The organism is Pseudomonas sp. Xaverov 83, from assembly GCF_019352905.1.
GTDB lineage: Bacteria > Pseudomonadota > Gammaproteobacteria > Pseudomonadales > Pseudomonadaceae > Aquipseudomonas > Aquipseudomonas yamanorum.
This window is the reverse complement of sequence record NZ_JAAAFU010000007.1, coordinates 1-14,568: the sequence shown is the minus strand read 5'-3', so window position 1 is coordinate 14,568 and position 14,568 is coordinate 1. Positions and strand designations below refer to the sequence as shown.

The following is a 14,568-nucleotide window of genomic DNA, read 5'->3' as shown; positions in this document are numbered from 1 at the left end:
CCTAGGTTCGAATCAAGTGGCCGCTGGCCGCAAGTAACTGACCGTCCAATAATGCACCGTGGTCGCCAAGAATCAACCGCCCCTCAGCGAACCAGCGAACAGCCAGCGGGTAAATCCTGTGTTCCTGGGTGTGAACCCGTTGCGCAAGTGTCTGCGCAGAGTCCTCAGACTCTACCGGAACTACTGCCTGTACGACCAGAGGCCCGCCATCGAGTTCCTCGGTAACAAAGTGCACGCTGCAGCCGTGCTCGGTGTCGCCGGCCTCCAGGGCACGCTGGTGGGTGTGTAACCCTTTGTATTTGGGCAGCAGGGACGGGTGGATATTCAGCAGTCGCCCGTTGTAGTGGCGCACGAAGTCAGCGCTGAGAATGCGCATGAAGCCGGCCAGTACCACGAGCTTGGGATTGAAGGCGTCGATCAGTTCGATCAAGGCGCTGTCGAAGGCCTCGCGACCTTCGAAGGTCTTGTGATCCAGGGAGCGGGTGTCGATACCCGCGTCCCTGGCGCGTTGCAGGCCGTAGGCGTCGCTGCGGTTGGAGATCACCGCAGCGATGCGCACCGGGCTGTCGCCGGTACGCGTGCTATCGATCAGGGCCTGCAAGTTACTGCCGGTGCCGGAGAGCAGCACCACGACATCACAGGTCTGGGACATCAATGAGCCTTGAGGTTCTTCAGTTCAACCTGGGCAGCGCCTTCTGGGGCGGTAGCGATCTGGCCGATGACCCAAGGCTGCTCGCCGGCTTCACGCAGGACGTTCAGCGCGGTTTCAACGTGCTCTTGAGCCACGCAGATGACCATGCCCACGCCGCAGTTCAGCACGCGGTGCATCTCGGTTTCGTTGACGTTGCCTTTCTCTTGCAGCCAGTCGAAGACCGCCGGGCGCTGCCAGCTGGCCACGTCGACAATCGCCTGGGCGCCTTTAGGCAGTACGCGCGGGATGTTGTCCAGCAGGCCGCCACCGGTGATGTGGGCCATGGCCTTGACCGCGCCGGTGTCCTTGATCAGCTTGAGCAAAGGCTTTACGTAGATACGGGTCGGTGCCATCAGCAGGTCGGTCAAAGGCTTGCCGTCGAGCTGGATGGTTTCGATGTCGGCACCGGACACTTCGATGATCTTGCGGATCAGCGAGTAGCCGTTGGAATGCGGGCCGGACGATGGCAGGGCCAGCAGGGCGTCACCGGCGGCGACTTTGGAGCCGTCGATGATTTCGGATTTTTCGACAACGCCGACGCAGAAACCGGCCAGGTCGTAGTCTTCGCCTTCGTACATGCCTGGCATTTCAGCGGTTTCGCCGCCGACCAGGGAGCAGCCGGAGAGTTCGCAGCCAGCGCCAATACCGGTAACCACTTGGGTCGCGGTCTCGACGTTGAGCTTGCCGGTGGCGTAGTAGTCAAGGAAGAACAGCGGCTCGGCGCCACACACCACCAGGTCGTTCACGCACATGGCAACCAGGTCGATGCCGATGCTGTCGTGCTTGTTCAGGTTCAGTGCCAGGCGCAGCTTGGTGCCCACACCGTCGGTGCCGGAGACCAATACAGGCTGCTTGTAGCCGGCCGGGATCTCGCAGAGGGCGCCAAAACCGCCCAGGCCGCCCATGACTTCGGGGCGCGCAGTGCGCTTGGCGACGCTCTTGATGCGTTCGACCAATGCTTCACCGGCGTCGATGTCTACACCGGCGTCCTTGTAGCTCAGGGAGGGTTGCTTGCTCATGATCCAGGCCTTTAGGGGGGATTCAGGGGTAACGACCGAATGCGGCGGGTATACCGAAACCTGAAGTTTCAGCATGGCCTGCCATTGACGGTCTGCGAAGGCGCGCGATTTTATCAGGCTTGAAGGGCAGCGGCCATCCTCGGGCCGACGGGCAGGGGCAATAGCTGTTAAAAAAATCGCTAATCGAGTCGGTCACGGGCCGTATTAAGGTATAGCCTTTAACTCGCTATCGTTATGACAGTACAAAAACTTACCGAGACCCTGTGAATGTTTTGCCGGTCGCTGTGGTCACAGCCTTGCTCAACAGTGTTCACGCGGTCTGTTCCAACCGCTTATTTTGCCGTTCGGGAATCTTCTTTCATGGGTCTGAGTAAATATTTTTTTGTGGGCTGCTTGTCGTTGGTCAGCCTGGCGAGTCATGCCGAAACCCTCAATGGCCTCTATCAAGTGCTGGAGCCAGTCAGCAGCCAATCTCCCCAGGAGCGTGATCAGGCTACCCAGCGTGCCCTGCAAACCCTTGTGATCCGCCTGACCGGCGACGCCAAGGCCGCTGATGGCCCAGGCCTGGCGGCGATTCGCAAGGACCCGCAACAGATCATCAGCCAATACGGCTACGACGCCGGCCCTCCGGAAAGTCTGCAAGTGGATTTCGACCCCGTCAGTACCGATCGCGCCTTGCGTGGCGCAGGCTTGGCGCTGTGGGGCAGCAATCGGCCGTCGATCCTCGGTTGGTGGCTGAACGACTCCGTCGAAGGCAGCAGCCTGGTGGGCGATGGCCAGGCCGTCGCCCAACCGCTGCGTCGCGCGGCCCAGCACCGTGGTTTGCCTTTGCGCCTGCCGCTGGGTGACTTGGACGAACAAATCGTCGCCACCGCTCCGAATCTTGAAAGCCCCGACGCCACGCCACTGCGTGCCGCGTCCGAACGTTATGGCGCCGACGCCTTGCTGGCGGTGCATGCCCGCGAAGACGGCGGCCAATGGTCGGCCAAGTGGCGTCTCTGGTTGGGCGATAAAAGCGAGCAGGGCACCGCCACCGGTACTGACACCGCCGCGCTGGCCGACGCCGTGCTGCTGGCCGTCAGCGAACGCCTGGCCCCGCGCTTTGCGGTCAAGGCCGGCGCTGCCACCAGCGATCAGTTGCTGGAAGTGCAGGGTATGAACCTTGAGCATTACGCCGCCCTGGGGCATCTGCTGGAGCCGTTCGGTGCCCAGCCGGTGCGGGTGGATGGCAGTCGCATCGTCTATCGTGTGAATGGCAGCGCCGAGCAGTTGCGCACTCAGTTGAGCCTGGCCAAGTTGCAGGAAATCCCGGCGGGTGAAGCACCGGCTCCGCAGCCGGTGGTGGAAGGTGCACAACCGGCGCCGGTCGAGCCGACGCCGCAACTACGTTTTCATTGGTAAACCTTCCTTCTTATATAGAAGCAGGAAGCAAATAACAGAGGGAAGGGTTTATGGCGGATACGCGTCGTTGGGTGTGGCTTGGCGGGATTGTCCTGCTGTGCGTTTTTGTGTTCCTGCTGCATTCGATCCTGACGCCGTTCCTGGTCGCGTTACTGCTGGCCTATCTGTTCGATCCCGTGGTGGATCGCCTGGAAAAGATCGGCCTGTCACGTACCTGGGGCGTAGTGGCGGTGTTTGCGTTGTTCACCTTGATCATCACGGCGCTGGTGCTGGTGCTGGTGCCGATGCTGGCCAAGCAGTTGTTCAAGCTCTATGAACTGGCGCCGCAGATGCTCGACTGGCTGCAACACACGGCCATGCCGTGGGCGCAGGCCAAGCTGGGGCTGGCAGACGGGTTCTGGAAGTTTGACAAGGTCAAGGCCGCCATCAGTGAGCACATGGGCCAGACCACTGACATTGTCGGCGTGGTGTTGAGCCAGGCGACGGCTTCGAGCCTGGCGCTGATCGGCTGGCTGACTAACCTCGTGTTGATCCCGGTGGTAGCGTTCTACTTGCTGCGGGACTGGGACATCATGATGGCCAAAATCCGCGGCCTGCTGCCACGCGACCGTGAGGAGCGCATCGTCTCCCTGGCCGAGGAGTGTCATGAGGTGCTTGGCGCCTTCGTTCGGGGCCAGTTGTTGGTGATGCTGGCCCTGGGGATCATCTATGCGGCGGGGCTGATGGCTATTGGTCTGGAGCTGGGGCTGTTGATCGGCCTGATCGCTGGCCTGGCGGCCATCGTGCCGTATATGGGTTTTGTGATTGGTATCGGTGCGGCGCTGGTGGCCGGGCTGTTCCAGTTCCACGGCGACCTGTATCCGATGCTCGGGATTGTCGCGGTGTTTATGGTCGGTCAGGCCCTGGAAGGCATGGTGCTGACGCCGTTGCTGGTGGGGGACCGGATCGGTCTGCACCCGGTGGCAGTGATCTTTGCGATCCTGGCGGGCGGCGAGCTGTTCGGCTTTACCGGGATCCTGCTGGCGCTGCCGGTAGCGGCGGTGATCATGGTGTTGGTGCGCCATGTGCACGACCTGTACAAGGACTCGGACATGTACGCCGGGGTCGACGAGCCGGAGTTGTAACCGCAGTATCACAAACCCGGCTCAAGGCCGGGTTTGTCATTTATCGGCTCTGGCGTTTCGCCATTGCGTCAAACAATCCTCACCAAATCCAACAAGTTAACGCAAACCTTTGATTTTGCTTGTGGTCTGCTGCATTGTGCGCCCGGCGTCACGGGTATAAACTTTGCAAACTTTACACAGAGGTCACTAACGGTTCGATTGGAACCGTTCAGTCAGCATGAAACCGATTCAGCTGCCCCTAGGTGTGCGTCTGCGTGACGACGCCACCTTTATCAATTACTACCCAGGCGCCAATGCCGCTGCACTCGGCTATGTCGAGCGGCTCTGCGAAGCCGACGCCGGGTGGACCGAAAGCCTGATCTACCTCTGGGGCAAGGACGGCGTGGGGCGTACCCACTTGTTACAGGCCGCTTGCCTGCGCTTCGAGCAGATGGGTGAGCCGGCAGTTTACTTGCCGTTGGCGGAGCTGCTGGACCGTGGTATCGAGATCCTCGACAACCTTGAGCAATACGAACTGGTGTGCCTGGATGATTTGCAGGCGGTAGCGGGGCGGGCGGATTGGGAGGAGGCGCTGTTCCATCTGTTCAACCGTTTGCGGGACAGTGGTCGGCGCTTGTTGATTGCTGCATCCACCTCGCCACGTGAGCTGCCGGTGAAGCTGGCTGACTTGAAGTCGCGGCTGACCCTGGCGCTGATTTTCCAGATGCGCCCGTTGTCCGACGAAGACAAATTGCGTGCCCTGCAACTGCGTGCTTCCCGCCGTGGATTGCACCTGACGGATGAAGTCGGGCATTTTATCCTCACCCGTGGCACCCGCAGCATGAGTGCACTGTTCGACTTGCTCGAACAGCTCGATCAGGCCTCCTTGCAGGCTCAGCGCAAGCTGACCATCCCCTTCCTGAAGGAAACCCTCGGCTGGTAGCCAGCCCTTTAAAATCGCGGCTTTCGGCAAATTACAGGCGCCAGAAAACCTGCGTTTGTGCCGTTTTGGCCACGCAAATGGGGTCTATAGGGTGTTAAGGGCTTAGATGTCATAGTTCAAACAAGAAGTCACATAGATCACGATTGAATTTGCAAATCGATGTGATAGAAGGCATAGTCTCGGCTTCTTTACACATCAGCCACGGTCGTGCCCATGCTAAATCGCTTCGCACCCCTCGTGCCTCTCGCACTCGTTACCCTGTTGTTTGGTTGCGCCACCCACACTCAAAACGTGGCTGAGCAGCAGAAACCAGCACAACAGTCCCAGGCAAAATTCGTAGCATCTCAGTCTTCCACTGTTTACCAGGAAGCTTTCTATAAAGAAGAGCAGGCTACCGAAAAAGAACTCGCCGACTTCGCCGGCGCCAAGCCTTACCAGCTTCCAGTTCTGGCCGACAGCATTCTCGAACGCGGCATGTCCCTGATCGGTACCCGTTACCGTTTTGGCGGTACCTCTGAAGCCGGTTTCGACTGCAGCGGTTTCATCGGCTACCTGTTCCGCGAGGAAGCCGGCATGAATCTGCCGCGCTCCACCCGCGAAATGATCAACGTTGATGCACCGTTGGTCGCACGAAACAACCTCAAGCCCGGTGATCTGCTTTTCTTTAGTACGGCTGGCCGTGGTCGCGTCAGTCACGCCGGTATCTACCTGGGCGATAACCAGTTTATCCACTCCAGCAGCCGCCGCAGCGGTGGTGTGCGAGTCGACAACCTGGGTGACAGCTACTGGAGCAAAACCTTCATCGAAGCCAAGCGCGCCCTGGCGATGGCCCCGACTACCGTTACCGCTAGCAAGTAAAGTTAAAGTGATACTTGAAGTTTGACGTGTAAGCGCTAGAATCCCTGGACATTGTTGTAAATCGATCGCGCGAGCTTTGCTTGCGCGTTCTGTTTTTCAACGTTCGGCAGCGAAAGCCGCATCCAGATCAGGATTGTTCTGCCCATGTCGACCTCGGCCCGCCTAATTCTTCTGGTTTGCGCCGCGCTGCTCAGCGCCTGCGCAAGCCGTCCTCCGCCTGCTCCCGTGGCCGTCAAGCCCAAGCCGGTGTTCAACACCTACGCCACCCAAAGTTTCTCGCCTGCTGCCGAAGACGTGCTTTTTCGTGCGCTGGGCCTGGTCGGCACGCCTTATCGTTGGGGCGGCAACACGCCGGACTCGGGGTTTGATTGCAGTGGCTTGATCGGTTTCGTCTACCGTGACGCGGCGGGCATCTCTCTGCCGCGCACTACCCGCGAGCTGATCGTGATGCGCGCTCAGGATGTGAGCGAAAACAACCTGCAGACCGGCGACCTGATTTTCTTCGCCACCGGTGGCGGCTCGCAGGTCAGCCACGCCGGGATCTACGTAGGTGAGGGGCGCTTTGTGCATGCGCCGCAAACCGGCGGTACGGTGAAGCTGGACACGCTGTCCAAGGCTTATTGGCAGAATGCCTACCTGAGCGCCAAGCGTGTGTTGCCGGCGGAGCACCTGGCACGAAACCCCTAGGAAAACACGAAACCAAATGTGGGAGCGGGCTTGCTCCCACATTTGTTTTGCGGTGTTTGCGAAGTTGGCTATTTAGCCGCCGACACCCGCCATACCTTGTTCCCCACATCATCCGCCACCAGCAAATCCCCCTGCTTGTCGATCACCACGCCGACCGGACGGCCCATGGCTTTCTCGTCGCTGTTGAGGAAGCCGGTCAGCACATCCACCGGCTGACCTTTTGGCTTGCCGGCCTCAAACGGCACGAAGATCACCTTGTAGCCACTGTGAGGCTTGCGGTTCCACGAACCATGTTGGCCGATAAATGCGCCATGGCTGAACTGCGCCGGTAACTTGCTGCCCTCGGCAAAGGTCAGCCCCAAGGAAGCTGTGTGCGGACCCACCGCGTAGTCCGGGGCAATCGCCTTGGCCACCAGCTCCGGGTTCTGCGGATTCACGCGCACATCCACGTGCTGCCCGTAGTAACTGAATGGCCAGCCGTAGAAGGCGCCATCCTTGACCGAGGTGATGTAGTCCGGGACCAGGTCGCTGCCGATTTCATCGCGCTCATTGACCGCCGTCCACAGCTTGCCGCTTTGCGGTTCCCAAGCCATGCCGTTGGGGTTGCGCAGGCCGGATGCGAAGATGCGGTGCTGGCCGGTAGCACGGTCCACTTCCCAGATCGCGGCCCGGCCTTTTTCGGCTTCCAGGCCGTTTTCCGCGACGTTGCTGTTGGAGCCCACGCTGACGTACAGCTTGCTGCCGTCCTGGCTGGCGACCACGTTCTTGGTCCAGTGATGGTTGATGCTGCCGCCCGGCAAGTCGGTCACCGTGGTGCCGGCTCCCTTGATCGAGGTTTCGCCTGGCTGATAGGGGAAACGCAGCAACTTGTCCGAATCGGCGACATACAGGTCGTTGCCCACCAGTGTCATGCCGAACGGCGAGTTCAGGTTCTCCAGGAACACCGTGCGGGTTTCGGCTACGCCGTCGTGGTCGGCGTCCCGCAGCAGGGTGATGCGGTTCGGGCTCGGCACGCCGGCCCCGGCACGGCCCATGACTTTCTCCATCACCCAACCACGAATGCCCTTGGCATCATCCGGCTTGGGCGGTGCGTTGGTTTCCGCCACCAGTACATCGCCATTGGGCAGTACGTACAGCCAGCGCGGGTGATCCAGGCCTTCGGCAAACGCTGCCACTTGGGTGCCTGCCGCCGGGGTAGGCTTGACGCCTTCGGGCCAGCCGATGGCCGGGGCGATGTTCACCGTGGGGATCAGGGTTTTATTCGGCTCCGGCAGTTTGGGCGAGGGCCCGGTGCCGTCGGACACCTGAAGGGTCGAGCTTTCACCACAGGCGGCGAGGGTGCCGGCGACCATGATCAGTAGGGCAAGTCGGGTCTTGTGCATGGTTTTCTCCTTAATACCTGTAGTGGTAGAGGAGCGCAGCGGCCCGATGGTTCACGCGCATGTCCGGCTTTAATTGACGCTCCACCCCCAACCCACTAACCTTCGCGGCTTGTTTCAGGTGCTCTGTGGCGTACGCGCCGACTGAGTGAAACAGGGAAGCCGGTGAGTGAGCGCATTTTTCTACAGTGCCGCCACGATCCCGGCGCTGCCCCCGCAACGGTAAATGAGTCAAGACGGTGCCTTAAGCCACTGTATCGCCCGCGATATGGGAAGGCGCACCCTCGGCATCCGATGCCACTCATGAGCCCGGAGACCGGCCTGATCCATCCAACAGCATCACGGTGGGCGATGCTTGGCTGTCTGTATGTGTCTTTTTCCTGCCCGCCGTTTTTGTCCAGCCCCAACGGAGAGCTGCCATGACTGAATCCCCCGATCGTGACGAACGCCACCTGGCGCGCATGCTGCGCAAAAAAGCCGTGATTGACGAGCGCATTGCCAATTCACCGAACGAGTGCGGATTGCTGCTGGTGCTCACCGGCAACGGCAAAGGCAAGAGCAGCTCTGCCTTTGGCATGCTCGCGCGAGCCATGGGCCACGGCATGCAGTGCGGTGTGGTGCAGTTCATCAAGGGCCGCAACAGCACCGGCGAAGAACTGTTCTTCCGCCGTTTCCCCGAGCAGGTGCGCTTCCACGTAATGGGCGAAGGTTTTACCTGGGAAACCCAGGACCGTGCGCGCGACATCGTGGCCGCCGAAGCCGCCTGGGCGGTCTCCCGAGAAATGCTGCAGAACCCGGCCATCGGCCTGGTGGTGCTGGACGAGCTGAACATCGCCCTCAAGCACGGCTACCTCGACCTGGACCAGGTACTCAGCGACCTGCAGGCCCGCCCGCCGATGCAACACGTGCTGGTCACCGGCCGTGGCGCCAAACCCGAATTGATCGAAATGGCCGACACCGTGACGGAAATGGGCATGCTCAAGCACGCCTTCCAGGCCGGTATCAAGGCGCAGAAAGGCATCGAACTTTGAATCAGCCCCGTCACTGTCCTGCTGTCCTGATCGCCGCACCGGCGTCCGGCCAGGGCAAAACCACCGTCACCGCCGCGCTCGCCCGTTTGCACCGCAACCTGGGGCGTAAGGTGCGGGTGTTCAAATGCGGCCCGGACTTTCTGGACCCGATGATCCACGAGCGCGCCAGTGGTGCGCCGGTCTATCAATTAGACATGTGGATGGTGGGCGAGCAGGAAAGTCGCCGGTTGCTGTGGGAAGCGGCGGGGGAAGCCGACCTGATCCTGATCGAAGGCGTGATGGGCCTGTTCGACGGCACGCCCTCCAGCGCCGACCTGGCGCGGCACTTTGGTGTGCCGGTACTGGCGGTGATCGACGGCACGGCCATGGCCCAGACCTTCGGCGCCCTGGCATTGGGCCTGGCGCGTTACCAGCCGGACCTGCCGTTTGCCGGTGTGCTGGCCAACCGTGTCGGCACGCTGCGCCATGCGCAACTGCTTGAAGGCAGCCTCACCGAAGGCCTGCGCTGGTACGGGGCACTGTCCCGGGAAACCGGCATCGAGTTGCCCAGCCGCCACCTCGGCCTGGTGCAGGCCAGTGAACTGAACGACCTCGACTTGCGCCTCGACGCCGCCGCCCAAGCCTTGGGCAGCAGCTGTGAGGTAGCGCTGCCACCGCCGGTGGAGTTCGCCGCACCCGAGGTGATCGAGACTGAGCCGTTACTGGCCGGCGTACGCATCGCCGTGGCCCGTGACGAAGCCTTCGCCTTTACCTATGGCGCCAGCCTCGACCTGCTGCGGGCGATGGGCGCCGAACTGTGCTTCTTCTCGCCGATTCGTGACCGCGCATTGCCCGAAGCTGACAGCCTCTACCTGCCCGGCGGTTACCCGGAACTGCATCACCAGGCGCTGTCGGAAAATACCGCGATGCTGGACGCCATCCGCGCCCATCACGCTGCTGGCAAACCGCTGCTGGCCGAATGCGGCGGCATGCTCTATCTGCTGGACTCGCTCACCGATGTCGACGGCACCCGTGCCGAACTGGTCGGCCTGCTCCAGGGCGATGCCGTGATGCAAAAGCGCCTGGCGGCACTGGCCCTGCAAAACGTCGAACTGCCAGAAGGCCTGTTGCGCGGCCATACCTACCATCATTCGTTGACCAGCACCGAGTGGCAGCCGATTGCCCGGGGCCTGAGCCCGAATGGTGGGCGTGGCGCCGAGGCGGTTTATCGTCAGGGCCGGATGACGGCTTCCTACGTGCACTTTTACTTCCCGTCCAACCCGACGGCGGTGGCTGCGCTGTTTGCGCCAGGTCTTGAGACCGCCATCGCAGGCAAGCCAGCTCCCACACTTGACCGAGTTGAAACGCAATCTACGGTGGGAGCGGGCTTGCCCGCGATGAGGCCATGACGGACAACGCCTTTCCGGAAGCCGACCGCGAAGCCGTCTACCGCGCCATCGCCGAACGCCGTGACATGCGCCACTTCAGCGGTGGCACCGTCGCGCCTGAATTGCTCCACCGCCTGCTGCAAGCCGCCCACCAGGCGCCGAGCGTCGGGTTGATGCAGCCCTGGCGGTTTATCCGCATCAGCGACCGCAACCTGCGCGGCCAGATCCAGCAGTTAGTGGAAGAAGAACGGGTACGCACCGCCGAGGCCCTTGGCGAGCGCTCCGACCAGTTCATGAAGCTCAAGGTCGAAGGCATCAACGACTGCGCCGAAGTACTGGTGGCGGCATTGATGGACGATCGCGAACGGCATATCTTCGGGCGCCGTACCTTGCCGGAAATGGACATGGCATCGTTGTCCTGTGCTATCCAGAATCTATGGCTGGCAGCCCGCGTCGAAGGGCTGGGCATGGGCTGGGTCTCGCTGTTCGAGCCCCAGGCCCTGGCCGACCTGCTGGGCCTGCCGCCCGGCGCCAAGCCGCTGGCCGTGTTGTGCCTGGGCCCGGTGACCGAGTTCTACCCGGCACCGATGTTGCAGCTCGAAGGCTGGACCGAACCACGGCCACTGAGTGACATGTTGTATGAGAATGTTTGGGGAGTGAGTCAATGAGTGTGGCCTTGCTGAGTGTCGCTGCGGTGGCGCTGGATGCGCTGCTGGGCGAGCCCAGGCGCTGGCATCCGCTGGTGGCGTTCGGTAATTTTGCCGGGCGTATCGAGCAGCGTTTCAACTCCGGCGGCCGTGGCTGGCGCAGCCATGGCGTCACGGCATGGGTGATCGCGGTGGTGCCGCTGACCCTGTTGGCCACGGCCCTCTCGTGGGCGCCTTACATCGGTTGGGTCCTGGAAATCCTCGCGCTGTATTGCGCCCTCGGCATGCGCAGCCTCGGCGAACACGTGCTGCCGGTGGCGCAAGCGTTACGCAGTGATGACCTGGGCGAGGCCCGCAAGCGTGTCAGCTATCTGGTGAGCCGCCAGACCAGCGAGCTGGATCGCACCGAAGTCGCCCGTGCAGCCACCGAATCGGTGCTGGAAAACGGCAGCGACGCGGTATTTGCCGCCTTGTTCTGGTTTGTGGTCGCAGGCGTGCCCGGCGTGGTGCTCTATCGCCTGAGCAACACCCTGGATGCCATGTGGGGCTATCGCAATGAACGCTTTGAGCGTTTCGGCTGGGCCGCAGCAAAGATCGATGACGTGCTCAACTACATTCCGGCGCGCCTGGTGGCGTTGACCTACGCGCTGCTGGGCAAAACCCGCCTGGCCCTCAAATGCTGGCGCACTCAGGGCCCGACCTGGGACAGCCCCAATGCCGGCCCGGTGATGGCGGCGGGGGCTGGCGCCCTTGGGGTGGAGCTGGGTGGCGCAGCGATTTATCACGGCGAGCTGCATCAGCGCCCGCAACTGGGCGAAGGTCCGGCCGCGGATGCGGATTCCATCGAGCGCGGCTGGCAACTGGTGCAGCGCGGCGTGTGGCTGTGGTTGCTGATTCTGTGTGTGGGGGCTGAGTTTTATGCTTGAGCACGGTGGCCGCTTGCGCAAGGCGGCGTTGCAATACGGCATTGCAGAGGCCGATTGGCTGGACCTGTCCAGTGGCCTGGCGCCATGGCCGTTTCCGATTCCGGAAATCCCGCTGCGGGCCTGGGCGCGCCTGCCTGAAACCGATGACGGCCTGGAACAGGCCGCCTGCGAATATTACGGCGCGACCCACGTACTGCCCGTGGCCGGCTCCCAGGCCGCGATCCAGTTATTGCCGCGACTGCGCCGGACGGGCAAGGTCGGTGTGCTGTCGCCGTGTTACGCCGAACACGCCGAAGCCTGGCGTCGCGCCGGGTACATCGTGCGCGAAGTACTGGAGCAGGAAGTCGACTTCTTCCTCGAGAGCCTCGACGTGCTGGTGGTGGTCAACCCCAACAACCCCACTGGCCTGAGCCTGACGCCGCAACGCCTGCTGGACTGGCATGCACGCTTGGCCCAGCGCGGTGGTTGGCTGGTGGTGGATGAAGCCTTTATGGACATCACCCCGCAGTTGAGCCTGGCAAGCCAGGCCCACCAAGTCGGCCTGATCGTGCTGCGCTCGTTCGGCAAGTTCTTCGGTCTGGCCGGCGTGCGGCTGGGGTTTGTGCTGGCCGAGCGCAATCTGCTCAAGCTGCTCGCCGAACAGGTGGGGCCGTGGGCCGTCAGCGGGCCGACGCGGGTGCTTGGGCAAGTGTGTCTGCGCGATACCGTCGGCCATGCGCAACAGCGGCTGCGTTGCGAGTCGGCCAGCCAGCGTCTGTTTGACGTACTTGAACGCCATGGCTTGCGGCCTCAGGGCGGCTGCGGGTTGTTTCAGTGGATGATCACGGACCGAGCAGAGCAGCTGCATGAATTCATGGCCCAGCGCGGCATTCTGTTGCGCCTGTTTGTCGACAACAGCAGCTTGCGTTTCGGCCTGCCGGATACCGAGGCCGACTGGTTACGGCTGGAACAGGCGCTGAGCGCCTACAGGGAAGCCTCATGAGTACCTTGATGGTGCAGGGCACCACATCCGACGCGGGCAAAAGCACGTTGGTGACCGCGCTGTGTCGCTGGTTGGTGCGCCAGGGCATACCGGTGGTGCCCTTCAAACCGCAGAACATGGCACTCAACAGCGCCGTGACTGCCGAAGGCGGCGAAATCGGCCGAGCGCAGGCGGTGCAGGCCCAGGCGGCGAACCTGGCGCCCCACACCGACATGAACCCGGTGCTGCTCAAACCCAACAGCGACACGGGCTCCCAAGTGATCATCCACGGGCGCGCCGTGACCACCATGAATGCCGTGGCTTATCACGATTACAAAGCCATCGCGATGCAAGCGGTGCTGGCCTCTCATGCGCGGTTGAGTGCGGCTTACCCGGTGGTGATGGTCGAGGGCGCGGGTTCGCCGGCCGAGATCAATCTGCGGGCGAACGACATTGCCAACATGGGCTTTGCCGAAGCGGTGGACTGCCCGGTGCTGCTGATTGCCGACATCAATCGCGGCGGGGTGTTTGCGCACCTTGTGGGCACTCTGGAATTGTTGTCACCCACCGAACAGGCGCGGGTCAAAGGTTTCATCATCAATCGCTTTCGCGGCGATATCGCGCTATTGCAGCCGGGGTTGGATTGGCTGGAAGCGCGTACAGGCAAACCGGTGGTGGGGGTGTTGCCGTATGTGATGGATCTGCATCTGGAGGCTGAGGACGGTATCGACCAGCGCCAGATCGACAAGGCGGCGCAAGTGCTCAAGGTGGTGGTGCCGGTATTGCCGCGGATCAGTAATCACACGGATTTTGATCCGTTGCGGTTGCATCCGCAGGTGGATTTGCAGTTTGTGGGGCCGGGGCAGGCGATTCCTGCGGCGGACCTGATTATTTTGCCGGGCTCGAAGAGTGTGCGCAGTGATTTGGCGTATTTGCGGGCCAACGGGTGGGACACGGCGGTGGCTCGGCATCTGCGTTATGGCGGGAAGGTGTTGGGGATTTGTGGTGGGTTGCAGATGCTCGGGGAGCAGGTGCATGACCCGCTGGGGCTGGAAGGGCCTTGCGGTTCGAGTGTGGGGTTGGGGTTGTTGGCGTTCAGTACGACCCTGGAGGAGGAGAAGCAACTGCGTAACGTGCGGGGGCGGTTGTTGCTGGAGGATGCCGAGGTGAGTGGGTATGAGATCCACGCGGGCGTAACCAGTGGCGCTGGTTTGGTGCGGGCTGCGGTGCAGTTGGACGATGGGCGTCGGGATGGGGCTCAGAGTGAGGATGGGCAGGTTCTTGGGACCTATTTGCATGGGGTGTTTGAGGCTCCGGCGGCCTGTAGTGCTTTGTTGCGTTGGGCCGGGTTGGAAGATGTGCAAGAGGTGGATTATCACGGGTTGCGGGAGCGGGATATTGAGCGGTTGGCGGATTTGGTAGAGCGGCATTTGGATACGGCTTTGTTACGCTCGTTGTGTGGGGTCTGATTTTTGGATCGTGTGAATATCCGTTATTTAGGTAACGGCGACTTATGGTTCCGCTCTTACAGCGGGTCACTTTTGGCAAACGCCCC

Annotated in this window: 14 protein-coding genes and 1 riboswitch; of the genes, 11 read left to right on the top strand and 3 right to left on the bottom strand. The window is 61.9% G+C overall.

Annotation, left to right across the window (positions count from 1 at the left end):
* Position 1: 1 nt before the first annotated feature.
* Together purN and purM are read right to left on the bottom strand one after the other, a co-directional pair.
* Entirely contained in the window at positions 2-652 is a 651-nt protein-coding gene (gene purN / locus K0H47_RS02790) for a phosphoribosylglycinamide formyltransferase (protein ID WP_219271890.1), read from the bottom strand.
* Entirely contained in the window at positions 652-1,710 is a 1,059-nt protein-coding gene (gene purM, locus K0H47_RS02785) for a phosphoribosylformylglycinamidine cyclo-ligase (protein ID WP_063032448.1), read from the bottom strand. The genes purN and purM overlap by 1 nt, the downstream gene beginning before the upstream one ends.
* 360 nt (positions 1,711-2,070) lie before the next feature.
* On the opposite strand from purM, the gene K0H47_RS02780 reads away from it, so the two are divergent.
* The 5 genes from K0H47_RS02780 to K0H47_RS02760 all read left to right on the top strand — a co-directional run bounded on the left by K0H47_RS02780 (position 2,071) and on the right by K0H47_RS02760 (position 6,702).
* Positions 2,071-3,111, top strand: coding sequence for a DUF2066 domain-containing protein (locus K0H47_RS02780; RefSeq protein ID WP_063032446.1), 1,041 nt, complete (start codon positions 2,071-2,073; stop codon positions 3,109-3,111).
* A gap of 50 nt (positions 3,112-3,161) precedes the next feature.
* Positions 3,162-4,235 (top strand): AI-2E family transporter, encoded by a 1,074-nt coding sequence (locus tag K0H47_RS02775; protein ID WP_063032444.1) that lies wholly within the window; start codon positions 3,162-3,164, stop codon positions 4,233-4,235.
* Positions 4,236-4,452: 217 nt separating this feature from the next.
* A complete protein-coding gene (hda, locus tag K0H47_RS02770) occupies positions 4,453-5,157 on the top strand; it encodes a DnaA regulatory inactivator Hda (RefSeq protein WP_010176467.1) in 705 nt (234 codons plus the stop codon).
* Positions 5,158-5,370: 213 nt separating this feature from the next.
* A complete protein-coding gene (locus K0H47_RS02765) occupies positions 5,371-6,015 on the top strand; it encodes a C40 family peptidase (RefSeq protein ID WP_063032442.1) in 645 nt (214 codons plus the stop codon).
* Between the two features lie 144 nt (positions 6,016-6,159).
* Positions 6,160-6,702, top strand: a complete 543-nt coding sequence (locus tag K0H47_RS02760; protein ID WP_003210749.1) for a C40 family peptidase — start codon at positions 6,160-6,162, stop codon at positions 6,700-6,702.
* Between the two features lie 68 nt (positions 6,703-6,770).
* Here the strand turns inward: K0H47_RS02760 and K0H47_RS02755 are convergent, their stop codons facing one another.
* Positions 6,771-8,084, bottom strand: a complete 1,314-nt coding sequence (locus K0H47_RS02755; protein WP_219271888.1) for a sorbosone dehydrogenase family protein — start codon at positions 8,082-8,084, stop codon at positions 6,771-6,773.
* A gap of 99 nt (positions 8,085-8,183) precedes the next feature.
* Positions 8,184-8,421, top strand: a riboswitch (cobalamin riboswitch).
* A gap of 79 nt (positions 8,422-8,500) precedes the next feature.
* Between K0H47_RS02755 and cobO the strand changes: the two genes are divergently transcribed.
* The 6 genes from cobO to K0H47_RS02725 are packed head-to-tail and all read left to right on the top strand — an operon-like array spanning position 8,501 to position 14,482.
* On the top strand, positions 8,501-9,112 hold the full coding sequence (cobO, locus tag K0H47_RS02750) for a cob(I)yrinic acid a,c-diamide adenosyltransferase (protein WP_003210751.1): 612 nt from the start codon (positions 8,501-8,503) through the stop codon (positions 9,110-9,112).
* A complete protein-coding gene (locus tag K0H47_RS02745) occupies positions 9,109-10,500 on the top strand; it encodes a cobyrinate a,c-diamide synthase (RefSeq protein WP_219271886.1) in 1,392 nt (463 codons plus the stop codon). Before cobO ends, K0H47_RS02745 begins: the two co-directional genes overlap by 4 nt.
* Positions 10,497-11,147 (top strand): 5,6-dimethylbenzimidazole synthase, encoded by a 651-nt coding sequence (gene bluB / locus K0H47_RS02740; RefSeq protein ID WP_177026428.1) that lies wholly within the window; start codon positions 10,497-10,499, stop codon positions 11,145-11,147. Before K0H47_RS02745 ends, bluB begins: the two co-directional genes overlap by 4 nt.
* Positions 11,144-12,052 carry an adenosylcobinamide-phosphate synthase CbiB gene (gene cbiB, locus K0H47_RS02735; protein WP_219271884.1) on the top strand — a complete coding sequence of 303 codons (909 nt, stop codon included), beginning with the start codon at positions 11,144-11,146 and terminating at the stop codon, positions 12,050-12,052. The genes bluB and cbiB overlap by 4 nt, the downstream gene beginning before the upstream one ends.
* Positions 12,045-13,034, top strand: a complete 990-nt coding sequence (gene cobD / locus K0H47_RS02730; RefSeq protein WP_177026426.1) for a threonine-phosphate decarboxylase CobD — start codon at positions 12,045-12,047, stop codon at positions 13,032-13,034. The genes cbiB and cobD overlap by 8 nt, the downstream gene beginning before the upstream one ends.
* Positions 13,031-14,482, top strand: a complete 1,452-nt coding sequence (locus K0H47_RS02725; protein ID WP_219271882.1) for a cobyric acid synthase — start codon at positions 13,031-13,033, stop codon at positions 14,480-14,482. The genes cobD and K0H47_RS02725 overlap by 4 nt, the downstream gene beginning before the upstream one ends.
* Positions 14,483-14,568 lie beyond the last annotated feature (86 nt).

Excerpts from the sequence above, each read along its gene's own strand:
- purN (WP_219271890.1), bottom strand. The coding sequence starts at position 652 with ATGTCCCAGACCTGTGATGTCGTGGTGCTGCTCTCCGGCACCGGCAGT.
- purM (WP_063032448.1), bottom strand. The coding sequence starts at position 1,710 with ATGAGCAAGCAACCCTCCCTGAGCTACAAGGACGCCGGTGTAGACATC.
- K0H47_RS02780 (WP_063032446.1), top strand. The coding sequence starts at position 2,071 with ATGGGTCTGAGTAAATATTTTTTTGTGGGCTGCTTGTCGTTGGTCAGC.
- K0H47_RS02775 (WP_063032444.1), top strand. The coding sequence starts at position 3,162 with ATGGCGGATACGCGTCGTTGGGTGTGGCTTGGCGGGATTGTCCTGCTG.
- hda (WP_010176467.1), top strand. The coding sequence starts at position 4,453 with ATGAAACCGATTCAGCTGCCCCTAGGTGTGCGTCTGCGTGACGACGCC.
- K0H47_RS02765 (WP_063032442.1), top strand. The coding sequence starts at position 5,371 with ATGCTAAATCGCTTCGCACCCCTCGTGCCTCTCGCACTCGTTACCCTG.
- K0H47_RS02760 (WP_003210749.1), top strand. The coding sequence starts at position 6,160 with ATGTCGACCTCGGCCCGCCTAATTCTTCTGGTTTGCGCCGCGCTGCTC.
- K0H47_RS02755 (WP_219271888.1), bottom strand. The coding sequence starts at position 8,084 with ATGCACAAGACCCGACTTGCCCTACTGATCATGGTCGCCGGCACCCTC.
- cobO (WP_003210751.1), top strand. The coding sequence starts at position 8,501 with ATGACTGAATCCCCCGATCGTGACGAACGCCACCTGGCGCGCATGCTG.
- bluB (WP_177026428.1), top strand. The coding sequence starts at position 10,497 with ATGACGGACAACGCCTTTCCGGAAGCCGACCGCGAAGCCGTCTACCGC.
- cbiB (WP_219271884.1), top strand. The coding sequence starts at position 11,144 with ATGAGTGTGGCCTTGCTGAGTGTCGCTGCGGTGGCGCTGGATGCGCTG.
- cobD (WP_177026426.1), top strand. The coding sequence starts at position 12,045 with ATGCTTGAGCACGGTGGCCGCTTGCGCAAGGCGGCGTTGCAATACGGC.
- K0H47_RS02725 (WP_219271882.1), top strand. The coding sequence starts at position 13,031 with ATGAGTACCTTGATGGTGCAGGGCACCACATCCGACGCGGGCAAAAGC.